Source organism: Latilactobacillus sp. (genome assembly GCF_033176295.1).
Lineage (GTDB): Bacteria > Bacillota > Bacilli > Lactobacillales > Lactobacillaceae > Latilactobacillus > Latilactobacillus sakei.
On record NZ_JAMQEX010000002.1, the window covers coordinates 198,525 to 215,289 of the forward strand.

11 protein-coding genes and 1 pseudogene are annotated in these 16,765 nt (G+C 42.4%); all 12 read left to right on the plus strand.

What is annotated here, in order from left to right; translation table 11 throughout:
- The first annotated feature begins 6 nt into the window (after window positions 1-6).
- The gene (locus tag NDN60_RS02490; RefSeq protein ID WP_056948340.1) at window positions 7-1,674 is read left to right on the plus strand and encodes a DAK2 domain-containing protein; all 1,668 of its coding nucleotides are present in this window, start codon (window positions 7-9) and stop codon (window positions 1,672-1,674) included.
- A gap of 319 nt (window positions 1,675-1,993) precedes the next feature.
- Window positions 1,994-4,042 carry an ATP-dependent DNA helicase RecG gene (gene recG / locus NDN60_RS02495; protein ID WP_056948552.1) on the plus strand — a complete coding sequence of 683 codons (2,049 nt, stop codon included), beginning with the start codon at window positions 1,994-1,996 and terminating at the stop codon, window positions 4,040-4,042.
- Between the two features lie 19 nt (window positions 4,043-4,061).
- On the plus strand, window positions 4,062-5,075 hold the full coding sequence (gene plsX, locus NDN60_RS02500) for a phosphate acyltransferase PlsX (protein WP_056948342.1): 1,014 nt from the start codon (window positions 4,062-4,064) through the stop codon (window positions 5,073-5,075).
- 146 nt (window positions 5,076-5,221) lie between these two features.
- Window positions 5,222-5,464 carry an acyl carrier protein gene (gene acpP / locus NDN60_RS02505; protein WP_011374409.1) on the plus strand — a complete coding sequence of 81 codons (243 nt, stop codon included), beginning with the start codon at window positions 5,222-5,224 and terminating at the stop codon, window positions 5,462-5,464.
- A gap of 472 nt (window positions 5,465-5,936) precedes the next feature.
- The gene (locus tag NDN60_RS02510) at window positions 5,937-7,583 is read left to right on the plus strand and encodes a peptide ABC transporter substrate-binding protein (protein ID WP_056948344.1); all 1,647 of its coding nucleotides are present in this window, start codon (window positions 5,937-5,939) and stop codon (window positions 7,581-7,583) included.
- Window positions 7,584-7,652: 69 nt separating this feature from the next.
- Window positions 7,653-8,588 carry an oligopeptide ABC transporter permease gene (gene opp3b, locus NDN60_RS02515; protein ID WP_011374411.1) on the plus strand — a complete coding sequence of 312 codons (936 nt, stop codon included), beginning with the start codon at window positions 7,653-7,655 and terminating at the stop codon, window positions 8,586-8,588.
- The gene (locus NDN60_RS02520) at window positions 8,589-9,602 is read left to right on the plus strand and encodes an ABC transporter permease (protein ID WP_011374412.1); all 1,014 of its coding nucleotides are present in this window, start codon (window positions 8,589-8,591) and stop codon (window positions 9,600-9,602) included.
- A gap of 407 nt (window positions 9,603-10,009) precedes the next feature.
- Window positions 10,010-11,035: an ABC transporter ATP-binding protein gene (locus NDN60_RS02525; protein ID WP_011374413.1), complete on the plus strand. Its 1,026-nt coding sequence runs from the start codon at window positions 10,010-10,012 to the stop codon at window positions 11,033-11,035.
- Between the two features lie 28 nt (window positions 11,036-11,063).
- Window positions 11,064-12,026: an ABC transporter ATP-binding protein gene (locus NDN60_RS02530; protein ID WP_011374414.1), complete on the plus strand. Its 963-nt coding sequence runs from the start codon at window positions 11,064-11,066 to the stop codon at window positions 12,024-12,026.
- Between the two features lie 156 nt (window positions 12,027-12,182).
- On the plus strand, window positions 12,183-12,890 hold the full coding sequence (gene rnc / locus NDN60_RS02535) for a ribonuclease III (RefSeq protein WP_016264875.1): 708 nt from the start codon (window positions 12,183-12,185) through the stop codon (window positions 12,888-12,890).
- Window positions 12,891-12,925: 35 nt separating this feature from the next.
- Window positions 12,926-16,486, plus strand: a complete 3,561-nt coding sequence (gene smc, locus NDN60_RS02540; RefSeq protein ID WP_076647405.1) for a chromosome segregation protein SMC — start codon at window positions 12,926-12,928, stop codon at window positions 16,484-16,486.
- Between the two features lie 10 nt (window positions 16,487-16,496).
- A pseudogene (locus NDN60_RS02545) lies at window positions 16,497-16,765 on the plus strand (signal recognition particle-docking protein FtsY); the annotation flags it as partial.

A 16,765-nucleotide genomic window follows, 5' to 3' on the forward strand; every position in this document is an offset into this window, starting at 1 on the left:
ACATTCGTGAAAGTTACTGAAATTACAGCAACCGAGTTTCAAGCAATGATGCGTGTTGCTGCACATCGCTTAACTAAAAATGCAGAATTTGTGAATTCATTAAACGTTTTCCCGGTACCTGATGGGGATACAGGAACTAATATGAGTTTAACTTTTCAAAGTGGTGCTAAGGCGGTTAATGAAAATAATGCGCAAGCAGTTGGTGAATTATCAAAGAGTTTAGCTAAGGGTCTATTAATGGGTGCCCGCGGTAACTCTGGTGTGATTAGTTCACAAATTTTCCGTGGCTTTTCAAAGAGTATGGAAGAAAAAACAAGTTTAACGGCCCAAGATTTAGCAGATGCTTTTACAAGTGGCGTTCAAACAGCGTACAAAGCAGTTATGAAACCCGTTGAAGGGACTATTTTAACAGTTGCGCGTGAAGGTGCTAAAGCTGGTGCCAAAGTCGCTGCACAAACAGATGATATTGGTGCAGTTGTTGAAGCGGTCGTTGAAGGTTCTAAGAAGGCTTTATTGAAGACGCCTGAATTATTACCCGTCTTAAAAGAAGTCGGCGTCGTCGATTCTGGTGGCCAAGGCTTAGTTTTCATATATGAAGGTTTCTTAGAAGGTTTAACAGGTCAAGCACCTGCCAAGGATCTTTATACACCCGATGAAGCTGAAATGGATGAAATGGTTAACGCTAACCATCACCAAACAGCACAAATGGGGACTGAAGAAATCGAAAATGGTTACTGTACAGAAATCATGGTTGCACTTGGCGATGGTACTACTGTTGATCGCGAATTTGACTACGATGAATTCAGAAATCATTTAAATGGTATTGGCGATTCATTATTAGTCGTTGCCGATGATGAAGTGGTTAAAGTCCATGTGCATACAGAACATCCAGGAACAGTGATGGCTTATGGCCAACATTTTGGTTCATTGATGAAGATCAAAGTGGACAACATGCGCTTGCAACATGATACAATTGTTGAAAATGATCAACAAGCAGCACCCGTTCAAGCGGAACCAGTTGATACTGGGATTATTGCGATTTCAGCTGGTGCTGGTGTGGCAGAACTCTTCAGAAGTTTAGGGGCCACTTATATTTTAAGTGGTGGTCAAACAATGAATCCAAGTACGCAAGATATTTTGGATGCCATTCAAGCAGCTAACGCGAAGAAAGTTATTTTATTACCAAATAATAAAAACATCTTCTTAGCGGCGGAACAAGCTGCCGAAGTTGCTGAAATTCCGGTTGAAATTGTTCAAAGTCGGACAATCGCACAAGGGATGACAGCTCTCTTGTCATTTGACCCTTCTGCAGAATTGCAAGCTAACCAAGTAGCAATGACTGAAGCACTTGATACGGTAATTAGTGGTCAAGTGACACAAGCCATTCGCGATACAACGCTTGATGGTCTTGAAATTAAAAAAGACGATTACATGGGGATTATCGACGGTAAGATTAAGGTCTCAACTGCTGATCGCCAAACAGCTGCCATCGAAATGGTTCAAACCATGTTGGATGAAGACAGTGAAATCGTCACAATTATCGTTGGTGAAGACGGTGATATGACAGAAGCTGAAGCAATTAGTGATGCAATCATGGCCCAAGACGATGAATTGGAAGTTGAAATTCACGAAGGTGACCAACCTGTTTATCCATATTTAATTTCAGTTGAATAATTAATCAAATAAAACAGGAATGGGGCTATTAAAAATACCTGATTCCTGTTTTTTAGTAGAAGTGTGTTTGAAACGTTTTGACTCTGAGGATTAACTTAATTTGGCGAATTGGTGATGCAATCGCTGATTTGACAAATGTTGTTAAGCGCAAGAGTCAGTTTCAAAAAGCACGTTAAAAAAGAAGTGCGTTCAAACCGGTTATCATTCGAGGACTAGCCTAGTCCAGTGAATGAGTGATGAAGTCATTCGTTTGCGGGACATAGCTAGCCACAGAAGGATGGTTTGAAAAGCACGTTTAAGTCATCAAAAAACGGAGGTGCTGTCAGTGTTAAGTTTAACGGATTCTGTGACTGTTTTAACGGGTGTTGGCCCGAAGCGTTTGACAGCCCTCAATCAATTAGGAATCGCAACAATCAGTGATCTATTGTATTATTTTCCGTTTCGTTACGAGGATTTAAAGGTTAAGGATCTCTCAGAAGCGGTCGATCAGGAAAAGGTTACCTTAAAAGGAACCGTTGTTGCTGATCCAGTCGTCAGTCGTTGGGGACCGGGTAAGACACGGCTAAACGTCCGGTTATTGATTAATCATGATGTCATTATGGTGACTTTTTTCAACCAACCTTACTTGAAGGATAAATTTGAAGCCGGTGTTGATATTGCTGTTTATGGTAAATGGGATGCTAGACGGAATAGTTTAACCGGGATGAAGGTTTTAGCGGTTCAATCGGCTGATAATCCTTCGTTCGCGGCGATTTATTCAACCAATAAAAACGTGCGTCAAGGCACGCTCGTGAAATTGATTCGCGAAGCATTTGATAATTATCAAAGTGTCATTCCGGATTTGATTCCAGCTGATATTCGTGAGCGGTATAAATTAGTTTCTGAAGTGGAACTGATTGCCGGAATGCATTTTCCGGAAAGCTATCCAGAAGCAAAGCAGGCTCGACGGACTGCTATTTTCCACGAGTTTTTCTTGTATCAACTGCAGTTGCAGGCGATTAAACAAGCAGACCGCCATGTTGAAAATGGCTTAGCACTGCCTTATCAAAACGCAGCCCTCAAGGAATTTATTAAGACATTACCGTTTGATTTAACGGATGCTCAAAAGCGGGTGGTCAACGAAATTTGTTTAGACCTTAAGGCACCGGCACATATGAATCGCCTTTTACAAGGGGATGTTGGGTCTGGGAAGACGATTGTCGCGGCGATTGCGATGTTTGCTGCGGTGACGGCCGGTTTCCAAGCGGCCTTAATGGTGCCCACCGAAATTTTGGCGGAACAACATTATCAGAGCCTACAAAAGCTTTATGCACCAATGAATGTGACGGTTGGGTTACTAACTGGTTCGACAACCGCCAAGGAGCGCCGGACGTTGTTGGCGGATATTGAATCCGGTCGGATCAATATCATTGTCGGCACGCACGCACTTATTCAAGATGCCGTGGTTTACCATAAGTTAGGCTTTGCCGTCATTGATGAACAACATCGATTTGGGGTCAATCAACGGCGCATGCTACGTGAAAAAGGCTTGCAGCCTGATATGCTGGCAATGACAGCGACACCGATTCCGCGGACTTTGGCGATTACCGCCTATGGCGAAATGGATGTTTCGACCATCGATGAGTTACCTAAAGGTCGGATTCCAATTGAAACCAGTTGGGTGCGTAGTAACCAGGTTGAACAAGCGCTCTCGTTTGTTCAAAAACAATTAGCTGACAACTCGCAAGTTTTTGCGATTACGCCGTTAATTGCGGAGTCGGAACAAATGGATCTCAAAAATGCGGAAGAAATATACGCGACTTTGGCGGAGCGGTTTGAGCCGCAGTACCATGTGGCACTATTACATGGTAAGTTGAAGGATGATGAGAAAAACCGGATTATGACGGCTTTTTCAAATAACGAGATTCAACTACTGGTTTCAACGACCGTTGTTGAAGTCGGGGTCGATGTGCCTAATGCGACCGTGATGATGATTTTTGATGCTGACCGGTTTGGCTTAGCCCAACTTCATCAATTGCGTGGCCGGGTTGGTCGGGGTAAGAAAAAGGCCTACTGTCTATTGATTGCCGATCCTAAGAATCAACAAGGTGTAGATCGAATGACGATCATGACCGAAACGACCAACGGTTTTGTTGTTGCGCAAAAAGATTTGGAATTACGAGGCCCTGGTGAGGTCTTTGGCGATCGGCAATCGGGATTACCAGTCTTCAAGGTTGGTGATCCAGTCGCTGATTTTGTCAGCTTACAGGTCGCACAACAAGAAGTACAAAAAATCTTCACGGTTGATCCTACTTTTAGCCAACCGGCGTACGCGCCTTTAAAAGCGTATCTCGCACAACAAAAACAAAACTATCAAACATTAGATTAATGAAAGAAGAGGAAGTAGCATGAAAGTAGCAGTTGATGCAATGGGCGGCGATTTCGCGCCTCAATCAGTAATCGAAGGGGTTTTACAAGCCCGTTCAGAATTTACGGACCTAGATTTTATTCTATATGGCGATCAAGCACAGATTGAACCCTTAATCGATGATATGACGCGCTTAACAATCGTGCATACCACAGAAAAAATTGCGAGTGATGACGAACCAGTCCGCGCTATTCGTCGTAAGAAGCAGGCCTCAATGGTTTTAGCCGCTCAAGCGGTTAAAGATGGCCAAGCAGATGCACTCTTCTCATTAGGGAACACAGGGGCCTTATTAGCAGCCGGGTTATTTATTATCGGCCGGGTAAAAGGAATCGATCGTCCAGGTTTAATGCCCACTTTACCATCGATTAATTCTGATCAAGGTTTCAATATGTTAGACGTTGGTGCCAATGCTGAAGCTAAGCCAGAACACTTGCATCAATACGGTTTAATGGGTAATTTCTATGCTAAAGACGTCCGGGGCATCGAAAATCCACGAATCGCATTGTTGAATAACGGGACAGAAGCGACTAAGGGTGACGAATTGCATAAGGCAACGTACCAACTTTTAGTGGATGATCCAGATTTGAATTTTGTCGGGAACGTTGAAGCTAATGATTTATTAAAAGGTGTTGCTGATGTTGTTGTGACGGATGGCTTTACTGGCAATGCAACGTTAAAAGCAATCGAAGGTACTGCCACAATCGTCATGTCACAAGTGAAACACGCGATTATGGATGCTGGGGTCAAAGAAAAAATTGGTGGCCTATTATTAAAAGGGAGTGTCGGGGGTATCAGAGAAAGATTTGATACGTCCATTTATGGCGGGGCTGTTTTACTTGGCTTGAAAGCACCCGTTATCAAGGCGCACGGGGCTGCCGATGCACGTACAGTCTACTATACGGTTAAACAAATTCATGTGATGTTAGCTAATCAAACGGTTCAAAAAGTCATCGATTATTTCAGTGACCAAGCTGCGCAAAAGAATTCTAATTAAATAGCTAGACAATGTCTTTCAAAGGCGTTACAATGACTTTCGCAGGCATAAAATCGATTGCTTGAAAGAAACGTGGAAGTTATGTATAATCACTGGATACCCAAAATAATTAGGTGCGAAAGTGTTTCAATTTGGAGGTTTTTAACATGAGTGAACAAGAAATCTTTGATAAGATTGCAGCAATTATTGCTGACCGATTTGAATTGACCCAAGACCAGGTCACAAATGAATTGAACTTTAAAGCAGATCTTGATGCTGATTCAATTGATATTGTTGAGTTCGTCTTAGAATTGGAAGACACGTTTGGTGCCGAGATTCCAGATGAAGAAGCTGAAAAAATCGCAACAGTGGCAGATGCCGTTGCATACATTAAAGCGAAGACCAAATAAAGTAGTCAATTGGACCGTGATAATTCACGGTCTATTTTTTTTGAGAGTGTGCTATCAGTTGGGTATATCCTGCGGATTAACAAAGAGTGGTGAATGATTGCGCAGCAATCGTTTGACATGCGACGTTAACCACAAGGATATGACTAATAGCCCACGTTTAGTATAGGAAGGGTAGCTAAAAGTCACTTTTGGCTACCCTTCCTATTTTTTTGTCCCCAAACAAGACAGAAAACTTTTCGAAGTTACAAAATAGCGCTATGATTAAACTTGTCAATCCTTTCAGGGTTAAGAATAGACGGTTTAAAATGAGTGTTTTCACATAATAATCGTTATTATTTATGAGAGATTCTAATTTTTTAATCACGAGCGTTGGTAATTCAACTAAATTAAATTAGAATATTTTAATCTTTATTATTTACTTTTCATTTTCAATCAGGTATGATTATTTTTAACAACTGAAGGGAGTGTCCACATGAGACGAGAAAAGGGTTTAGTATTAGGTGTAACGACGGTGGCGATAACATTATTATTGGCAGCGTGTGGTTCTTCAAGTAGCAAGAATGCAGGTTCAGCAGATACGGTTAGTTTTTCAACAACCGATGTGATTTCAACGATGGATCCTGCATTGAACACCGACGTGATTGGGGCGCAGGCGTTAACGGACACGATGGAAGGTCTTTACCGTTATGAAGGTAAGACCATTAAACCGGCGATTGCGACGAAAGTGGTTAAACCAACTAATAATGGCTTAACATATACTTTCCCATTACGTAAAGATGCAAAATGGAGTAATGGCAAGGCTGTGACAGCGGAAGATTTCGTCTATGCATGGCGCCGAGTTGTTGATCCAAAAGTTGGCTCACAATATGCTTACATTTATGAAGGTATTGAAAATGCAGCAGCCATCACTTCAGGTAAACAACCCGTTAGTTCATTAGGGGTAGTTGCCAAAGATAAACACACATTACAAGTTACTTTAGAAAAACCAATTCCATACTTCAGTCAATTAATGACCAGTTCAACATTCTTCCCAGTTTATCCAGATGCTGTTAAGAAAGCCGGTAAGAGTTATGGGACAAATGCTAAGACATTAGTCTTCAACGGCCCTTACAAGTTATCTGGTTGGAACGGCCCAGATAGTGCTTGGAAAGAAGTTAAAAATACTAACTACTGGAATGCTAAAGCTGTTAAAGTGAAAACTTTGAAATACCAAGTGGTTAAAGATCCTTCAACTGCTTTGAACTTATTCCAAAGTAATAAGCTTGATCGCACAAATATCAGTGGCGATACTGCTAAACAAATGAAGAATGATTCTCATTATTCAACACAACAACAAGCTGCTACATTCTATATGCAAGTTAACCAAGCTAAGAACCCAATCTTCAAGAATGCCAAGATCAGACAGGCAATCTCAATGACGATTAACCGTAAAGAGTTGGTTAACCAAGTGTTAGGTGACGGTTCTGCACCAGTAGCTTCATTAACGCCAAAAGGCATGAGTTTTGACCCAACGACTAAAAAAGATTTCACGAGTGAATTAAATGCCGAGGGCAAGAAAAATACAACCTATAATCCTAAAGAAGCAACGAAGCTTTGGAAGGAAGGGCTAGCTGAAACCGGTCAAACGGGTAAGACGTTTAACTACACATTATTAGGTGATGATACGGATACTGCTAAGAAACAAGCAGAATATCTTCAAGATACGCTTGAAAAGAACTTACCTGGTTTGAAGGTAACCCTTGCCAACGTACCATTTAAGACACGTTTAACACGTTCGGATAACGGTGATTTCGACATGGTTGTCAGTGCTTGGAATGCTGATTTCCCAGACCCAATTACATTCTTAGACTTATTCGTGACTGGTGGTGACAACAATAAAGGTAAGTGGAATAATCCTGAATTCGATGCTCAAATCAAAGCAAGTAAAACAGAAAATGCCAATAACGATAAAGCAAGATGGCAAAATCTCATCAAAGCCCAAGATATTATGAATAAAGAATCTGGTGTCATTCCATTGTATCAATCAGGACGTGCCTACCTCACTAACCCAAGTGTTAAGGGATTAGATTACGGTCCTTCTGGAAGTTACAATAATGTCTCACTTTATTTAAAAAAATAAACTGACTTTATAAAAGATGGGTTTCGGCGTTGAAAAACAATGAAGCCCGTTTTTGTTAGGAGCGAACTTATGAGTAAATATTTGATTAAACGGATTTTTTACCTAGTATTAACGCTATTCATTGTCGCTTCTGTGACGTTCTTCATGATGAAACTGATGCCTGGGACGCCATATACGAATCAACAAAAGATGAGCGCTGATCAATTAAGAATTATGAACGAACAATACGGTTTGAATAAGCCGCTGTTCCAACAATATATTATTTATCTAGGTGGTTTGTTGCACGGTGATTTTGGGACGTCTTTCCAATTTAATAATCAACCGGTTGCCAACCTCATCATGACGCGTTTAGGACCCTCACTTCAAATCGGGGCCCAAGCCATGCTTTTAGGGTCCGTTTTAGGGGTCTTATTAGGGGCAGTCGCGGCAATTCGCAAGAATACTTGGGTGGATGGCGTGGCGACGTTCTTTTCAATCCTAGGAATTTCGATTCCCAACTTCGTCTTAGCCGTTTTACTCCAATTCTTCTTAGCCTTCAAATTACAAATGTTCCCAATCGCCTTATGGGATGGTTGGTCATCTAGTATCCTACCATCGTTAGCGTTAGCAGTAGCGCCATTGGCCAATACAGCCCGCTTTATGCGAACTGAAATGGTCGATGTCTTGAGTAGTGATTACATCGAATTGGCTAAGGCCAAAGGGAACTCTAAATGGCAAACAGTTGCCAAACATGCGCTTCGTAATTCGATGATTCCGGTTGTGACAATCATCGGTCCAATGGCGGTCAACTTAATGACTGGTTCATTGGTTGTTGAAAATATCTTCTCAATTCCTGGTATTGGGGAACAATTTGTTAAATCAATCATGACCAATGATTATCCAACCATCATGGGCTTGACGATTTTCTACTCATTCTTATTAACCGTTATTATTTTAGTCGTTGATATTCTATACGGGATTATCGATCCTCGTATTCGATTAAGCGACGGTCAGGGGGCACGTTAAATGGCAGATGCGAAGCTAACAGCAGGATCTTTTAAACCACTTAATAAAGATACACATGAAGAACAAGAAAAAATTAGTGCACCCTCATTAACGTTTATGCAAGACGCAATTCGGCGTTTGAAGCAAAATAAGGTGGCGGTGGTCTCACTATTCGTACTGTTGATCATCATCATCGCAGCCGCATTGGCGCCCGTGATTGCACCGCACAATCCCAATACGCAAAATGTGGCGTATGCCAACCTCCCACCTAAAATTGGTGACGGTCAACTACCAGGCTTTAAGGGTGAGACGGACGTCTCCGGCGTTAAAGTTGATAAATATCAACAAGCTGGTGTCCCTAAAGGCAAGTATTTCATTTTAGGCACTGATTACCTCGGCCGGGATTTATTCTCACGAATTCTTTATGGGACACGTTTATCACTATTAATTGGGGTCCTAGCAACGCTCGTTGATTTGTTGATTGGGATTCCATACGGGATTATCTCCGGTTGGCGGGGCGGTCGGATTGATACGTTCATGCAACGGTTTATTGAAATTATCTCTTCAATTCCCAACTTAATTGTTGTGGTGCTGATGATGTTAATTTTACGACCAGGGCTTTTATCAATCGTCATTGCGATCGGCTTTACCGGCTGGATTACGATGGCCCGACTGATTCGGGCGCAGACCTTCCAACTGAAGGAACAAGAATTTGTGCTCGCGGCTAGAACGTTAGGCGAGACACCGTTCAAGATCGCGATGAAACATTTAATTCCTAACTTATCATCAACGATTATTATTCAAACGATGTTTACCATTCCGAGTGCGATCTTCTTCGAAGCATTCTTGAGTTTTATCGGGATTGGGATTCCCGCACCTAACGCATCGCTAGGGACTTTATTATCTGACGGGCAAAAAGCCTTTCGATTCTTACCCTATCAAATGTGGTACCCAGCAGCAGTCTTATGTGTCATCATGATTGCCGTCAACTTACTAGCAGACGGCCTAAGAGACGCATTTGATCCAAAATCATAAAGTGCGTCAAAAGCGATTATATTTCGAGGATTAGCATAGCAAGGCGAATGATTGCTGCAAGCAATCGTTTGCCTTGTGTCGCTAACCGCAGGAATATGCTTTTGAAAGCACGTTTCAAAAAGAGTGTGTCATTAACGATAGCTTTTGAGCATTTGCATAGAGTTGTGAATGAGCGACATAGTCGGTTGTTTACAATTCATAGCAAAGCGCAGAAAGCTGTTAATGAAAGCACGTTTCAAAAAGAGTGCGTTTGGAACGGTTTGACTTTGAGCATTAACTTAGTGTTGTGAATAATCGGTATAGCCGATTGTTTGCAATAGGTCGTTAAGCGCAGAAGTCAGTTTCAATAAGCACGTTTCAAATTACGAAAAAAGACCGTTCGCGGTCTCATAGTTGGAGGTCGTCAAATGGCAAATATTTTAGAAGTTAATCATTTAAGTATTGATTTTAAGACCTATGCAGGTGACGTCCACGCAATTCGGGATGTTAGTTTTAACCTTAAAAAAGGGGAAACGCTAGCCATTGTTGGCGAATCTGGATCAGGTAAATCGGTAACCGTGCGTAGCGTTATGGGGTTGCTGGCCAGTAACGCCCACGTTAAAGCCGGGACCGTCATCTATCATGGCGATGATTTATTGAAAAAACCAGAACGTGAAATGGATGCGATTCGCGGGAGCGACATCTCGATGATCTTCCAAGATCCGATGACCTCGCTTGATCCAACCATGACAATCGGCAAGCAAGTGGCGGAACCCTTATTGGTTCACAAAACGATGAACAAAGAAGATGCGATGAAGCGGGCCCAAACCGTGTTAGAATTAGTCGGCATTCCGAACGCCAAAGAACGGATGAAAGATTATCCGCACCAATTTTCTGGTGGGCAGCGGCAACGGATTGTGATTGCGATTGCGATTGTTGATTATCCGCAAATCTTGATTGCGGATGAACCAACAACTGCCTTGGATGTAACAGTGCAAGCGCAAATTATCGACTTGATGAAAGAACTACAACGTAAAATTGAAACGTCAATCATCTTTATCACCCATGATTTAGGCGTTGTGGCCGGGATTGCGGATCGAGTAGCGGTGATGTATGCCGGCAAGATTATCGAATACGGTTTGGTGGACGAAGTCTTTTATGAACCCAAACATCCGTATACTTGGGGCTTATTAAATTCGATGCCTACACTCGAAACGGCGGGTAAGTTAGAGGCGATTCCTGGGACGCCACCAGATTTGTTGGATCCACCTAAAGGGGATGCTTTTGCACCTCGGAATCCGTACGCACTGCAAATCGATGTGGAAGAAGAACCACCATTCTTTGAAGTTTCCAAAACGCATTTTGCGGCAACCTGGTTATTGCATCCAGATGCACCAGCGGTTGAACCGCCCGCAGCAATCCAAGCTTTGATGAAAAAACATAACGTTCTTTAAATTATAAATAAGAAAGTAGGCCTGTCAGATGGATAAACAGCAACGTAAAGTCTTAGTTGAAGTCAAACATTTAAAACAATACTTTAACCCGGGCAAAAAATCCGAAGTGAAGGCCATCGATGATATTTCCTTCGAGATTTACGAAGGTGAAACATTCGGGTTAGTTGGCGAGTCTGGTTCGGGTAAAAGTACGACTGGTCGCAGTATTATCCGGCTTTACAGCCCAACTAGTGGTGAAATTAATTTTGATGGGCAAGATATCAGTAAAATCAAGGAACACAGTCGCCAGATGAAAGAATTCCGCAAAGAAATTCAAATGATTTTCCAAGATCCATACGCATCGCTTAATCCGCGGATGAAGGTCAAAGATATCATTGCTGAAGGATTGCACATTCATCATTTGGTCAAAAATGAAGCCGAAAGTGATGCGCGCGTCAATGAATTGCTCGATTTAGTCGGACTCAATAAGGATCACGCAACGCGTTATCCGCATGAATTCTCTGGCGGGCAACGGCAACGGATTGGAATTGCCCGCGCTTTAGCCGTCAAACCCAAATTTATCATTGCTGATGAACCAATCTCAGCTTTGGATGTGTCGATTCAGGCGCAAGTTGTCAACTTGATGAAAGAGATTCAGGAACAACAAAACCTCACGTATCTCTTTATCGCCCATGATTTATCGATGGTGAAATACATTAGTGATCGCATCGCCGTTATGCACAACGGTAAGATTATGGAATTGGCATCAGCGGACGATATTTACGATCGCCCACTCCATCCGTATACGCAAAGCTTATTATCGGCTGTGCCGTTGCCTGATCCTAAGATTGAGCGCCAACGTCGCCGGATGCCTTACGATAGTTCAATTGAAAGTGACGATGGTGATCGCCAATTACGAGAAGTCGCGCCTGAACACTATGTTTATGCGACTGAAGCGGAAGTTGCGTCTTACCAATCAGCTTTAGCGACACTTGTGCAACAAGCTAATTAAATGAGAAACGTCTATTTTGAAATATTTGTTTGCGTGTTAAAATAAATATTTCAGAACAGACGTTTTTTTTATGCGCCTTTAATTCGGAATACCGGCGTTCGGCGCTGTTTTTTTAGCCGTATAAACGGTATAATAGTGAAAGATTAATCAGTTGAAATGGGGTATTTAATTTTGGATGCAGCACTAGTCAGCGAGCTTCGCGCCCGTTATGGTATTGAATTTAATAATTTAGCACTTTTGGACGAAGCGTTCACACATTCGTCTTACGTTAATGAACATCGCGAGTTAGGCTTGCGGGACAATGAACGGTTGGAATTTCTTGGCGATGCCGTTATGGAAATTACGGTCTCAGAATACCTCTACAAAAAGTATCCTGACTGGCCAGAAGGTAAGTTAACACGTTTACGAGCAGCAATTGTCTGCACGAAGAGTTTCAGTAGCTTTTCAAAAGAAGCTCATTTTGACCGTTACATTCGCTTAGGGAAAGGTGAAGAGAAAAATGGGGCCCGCGCCCGGGCGACACTTTTGGAAGATTTATTTGAAGCCTTCAATGGCGCTTTGTTCTTAGACCAAGGTCGCGGCGCTGTCGTTGATTTTGTTTCACAAGTCATTTTTCCCAAGATTGAAGCCGGTGAATTCTCAGATCAAACAGATTACAAAACGAACTTACAAGAATTCTTACAACAAGATGGCGAAATCGAAATCGACTATCAATTGTTAGCGGAAGTTGGCCCTTCACATGACCGTCAATTTGAAGTGGATGTGTTAGTTGGCGATCGGGTATTAGGCTCTGGTGTGGGTCGCAATAAGAAAGCTGCCGAACAAGCAGCGGCTAAAAAAGCGTTGGAACAACTTAAAGCATAATTGCGATTATCAAGTTAGTGTAGGGAGTTTAGTGCATGCAGTTAAAATCATTAGTCTTATCAGGCTTTAAATCATTTGCTGATAAGACAGAAATTAATTTTTCAGACGGCTTAACCGGCATTGTCGGCCCGAACGGGAGCGGTAAGAGTAATATCACAGAAGCAATTCGTTGGGCGATGGGCGAACAATCGGCCAAGAGCTTGCGTGGCGAAAAGATGCCCGATATTATTTTTGCCGGTACTGATTTACGGCCTCAGATGAACCGCGCCGAAGTCACGTTGAATTTCGATAATAGTGACCACTATTTAAATCAAGAACTAGATAATGTGACGTTAACGCGTCGCCTATTTCGTAACGGTGATAGTGAGTTTTATTTAAATCAAAAAAGTTGTCGATTAAAGGATATCGTCAACTTATTTATGGATTCTGGCTTAGGGCGAGAATCTTTTTCAATTATTTCGCAAGGTCGGGTTGAAGCCATCTTTAACAGTAAACCTGAGGATCGGCGCAATATTATTGAAGAAGCTGCCGGTGTTTTAAAATATAAACAACAAAAGAAAAAGGCCCAATCAGAATTAGATCAAACCGATGAAAATTTAAGTCGGATTGCCGATATTGTTTACGAACTAAAGGGGCAAGTTGAACCGCTTAAAGAACAAAGCAGTATTGCACAAGATTATTTGGAACAAAAAGCGCAATTTAACGCCTTACATCAGCAATTATTGGTCGTTGAAATTGATCAATTAGCAGCAGATCAAACCCAATATCAAGCCCAAGCCAAGACACTCGCTAAGGCACTAGGCGAGATTGAAAGTGAGATTCAAGAAACCAATACGGCGTTGGCCGATAATCAACAGGAAGTCGCAACGTTGGATCAAGAAATTGAAACGGCCAATGAAACCTTGTTGGTTAAGAGTCGCTTGGCTGAAAATTTACAGGGCCAAGAAAATGTTTCTAAGGAACGGGCTAGCTATACTGATGCTAATCGCCAAAACTTGGTCGATCGAATCGCCCAATTAGAAACGCAGTCAACAACGGCTAAGCAGCAACAAATCGCACTTAAGGCAACGTACACAGAAAAAGTCGCAACACTAACTAACTTGAAAAATGAGTTAGCGACCTTGAAACGACAAGCATCAGGTAGTGAGGCCGAATTAAAGGCGAAGATTGAACAAATCCGCCAAGACTACATCGATCAAATGCAAGCCCAAACAACCAATCGCAACGAACAACAATATCTAGAAAAAGCCTTGCTACAAACGAAGACACAATTAACGCGCCAAGATAGCTCAATCAATGAAACCAGTGCGCAATTGACACAGATGCAAGCTGACAAGGCGGCCAAAGAAGCACAAGTTGCCCAATTAGCAACAGACTACGCGGCTTTAGAAACGCAACTAAGTCAATTACAACAACAAATCAGTGCGACACAAAAGCAATATCAAACGGAACAAAATAATTGGTTCCAAGCCTCTGGCATTTTACAAAAGGCAAAAGCCAAACAAGCCAGTTTAGCTGAATTAAACGATGATTACGCCGGCTTTTATCAAGGTGTCAAAGCGGTCTTGAAGCAAAAACAACAATTACCTGGTTTACTGGGTGCGGTTGCTGAATTAATGACGGTACCTAACGACTATCAACAAGCGATTGAATTAGCATTAGGGGCACAATTACAACAAATTGTTACGACAGATGAAAAGACGGCGCAACAAGCAATCGATTATTTGAAACGTAATCGACTGGGTCGGGCCACCTTTTTACCGAATAATGTCGTGAAACCGCGGACTTTACCAAGCAGTTTGGTGAACCAACTACAAACAGAACCTGGTTTTATCGGGATCGCGAGCGATTTAATTCAGTTCGACGATGCTGTTAGCCCAGTCATGATGCATTTGATGGGGAATTTAATTATCGCCACTGAATTGACAGAAGCAATTAAGATTGGCCGTCTGACAGGACATCGGTACCGAATTGTCACTTTAGCAGGTGATATTTTAAGTCCAGGGGGTTCAATGACTGGGGGACATAATAATCGCCAAAATAATGGTGGTTTATTGGCTCGGAAGCAAACATTAACTGATTTGGAACAACAAATTAGTAAAATGCAATTGGCCTTGGACCAAAAGCAAACCAAGGTACAAACTTTACACCAAGATTTGGCAGAGCAACAGGCGCAACTCGAACAACAACAAGGCGCCTTTGAAACAGCTAAGACGCATTACCAAACACAAAAAAATGAGTTGACGTTATTAAACGAACGTCTTACGCAATTCGAACGCCAACAACAAGCGACCGATTATCAAGTCCAACAACAACAACAAAGTTACGACGTGGACTTGAAACGCCAAGGCGAATTACAAGCAGCAGCTACCGAGATTGAAGCACAACTCACGCAGTTAAAAGCGGACTTGGGTGCGGCCAATGAACAACTACAACATTTTGATCAAAGCCAAGAACAGATTCGCCAACAACAAACCGCTTTGGAAACGAAGTTGGCAGTTGCGCAGTCCGAACAAAAAAATGTACAAGAAAAGCTCACCGATGCCACGCAATTGGCTAACGATTTAAAGCAACAACTTGAGACAAGCCAACAAGCGCTCGCCGCATTGCAACAAGCTGATTCTGAAGATGCGATGACGCAAAAAGAACGGCGGACGCAACTGAAGGCCACTAAAGCACTGATCCAAAAACTTACAGCCGAATTGGCAACAAAACGGACGGCACGAGAAACGCTGAAGGCCACGCAACAAACGTTACAAGCTAACGCAACGCGTGTCTACCAATTGCAACGGAATTCTTTAGCTGAGCAAGAACAAAACGCGGTTGCTTTAAACCGTGTTAAGATTAATATTGACCAACGCTTAACGACATTGCGCGAAGATTATCAGTTGAGTTATGAAGCGGCTAAATCGGATTTACAAGCTTCCGATTTAACGAATGACCAATTGAAATCAAAACTCAAACTTTTGAAATTAGGCTTAGCTGATTTAGGGACTGTCAATTTAGCGGCTATTGAGGATTATCAACGGGTTAAGGAACGTTACGATTTCTTAATGCAACAAGATGCCGATTTATTGGATGCCAAGTCACAATTATTAGCGTCAATGGCTGAAATGGATGCAGAAGTTGAAAAACGCTTCAAGCAAACTTTCGACCAAACCGCAGCGGCCTTTGAAGAAATCTTCCCAATGATGTTTGGTGGTGGGCACGCGTCATTAACCTTGACGGACCCATCTGCTTTATTAACCAGTGGGATTGATATCATTGCACAACCACCTGGCAAAAAACTACAACGCCTTAGCCTGTTATCAGGTGGCGAGCGCGCATTAACGGCGATTACGTTGTTATTTGCCATTTTAAAAGTGCGGCCCGTACCGTTTTGTATTTTGGACGAAGTGGAAGCGTCATTGGATGAAGCCAATGTCGATCGCTTCGGTCGTTTTATGAAACGCTATGAGAGTGAGACGCAATTTATCGTTATTACGCATCGCAAGGGCACCATGACCCAAGCCAACCGGTTATACGGCGTAACAATGGCAGAATCAGGCATCTCGAAGATCGTATCCGTCTCGTTAGAAGAACACGAAACCGCCTAGGAGGTAAGACATGGGATTATTTGATCGCATTAAAAAAGCATTCACGCTAGAACCAGAAAAAGAACCGGAAAAAGTCGACGAACAAGCAACGACTGCTGAAAAGGAAGCTGACGATCCAGCTGAAAAATCGACAGAAAAGCTTGACGATTCAACCGGCGAGACCGATTCTGGAGAAACACCAGAAACACCAGAAACACCAGAAACACCAGAAACACCAGAAACACCAGAAACACCAGAAACACCAGAAACACCAGAAACACCAGAAACACCAGAAACACC

Excerpts from the sequence above, each read along its gene's own strand:
- plsX (WP_056948342.1), top strand. The coding sequence starts at position 4,062 with ATGAAAGTAGCAGTTGATGCAATGGGCGGCGATTTCGCGCCTCAATCA.
- acpP (WP_011374409.1), top strand. The coding sequence starts at position 5,222 with ATGAGTGAACAAGAAATCTTTGATAAGATTGCAGCAATTATTGCTGAC.
- NDN60_RS02510 (WP_056948344.1), top strand. The coding sequence starts at position 5,937 with ATGAGACGAGAAAAGGGTTTAGTATTAGGTGTAACGACGGTGGCGATA.
- opp3b (WP_011374411.1), top strand. The coding sequence starts at position 7,653 with ATGAGTAAATATTTGATTAAACGGATTTTTTACCTAGTATTAACGCTA.
- NDN60_RS02520 (WP_011374412.1), top strand. The coding sequence starts at position 8,589 with ATGGCAGATGCGAAGCTAACAGCAGGATCTTTTAAACCACTTAATAAA.
- NDN60_RS02525 (WP_011374413.1), top strand. The coding sequence starts at position 10,010 with ATGGCAAATATTTTAGAAGTTAATCATTTAAGTATTGATTTTAAGACC.
- NDN60_RS02530 (WP_011374414.1), top strand. The coding sequence starts at position 11,064 with ATGGATAAACAGCAACGTAAAGTCTTAGTTGAAGTCAAACATTTAAAA.
- rnc (WP_016264875.1), top strand. The coding sequence starts at position 12,183 with ATGGGGTATTTAATTTTGGATGCAGCACTAGTCAGCGAGCTTCGCGCC.
- smc (WP_076647405.1), top strand. The coding sequence starts at position 12,926 with ATGCAGTTAAAATCATTAGTCTTATCAGGCTTTAAATCATTTGCTGAT.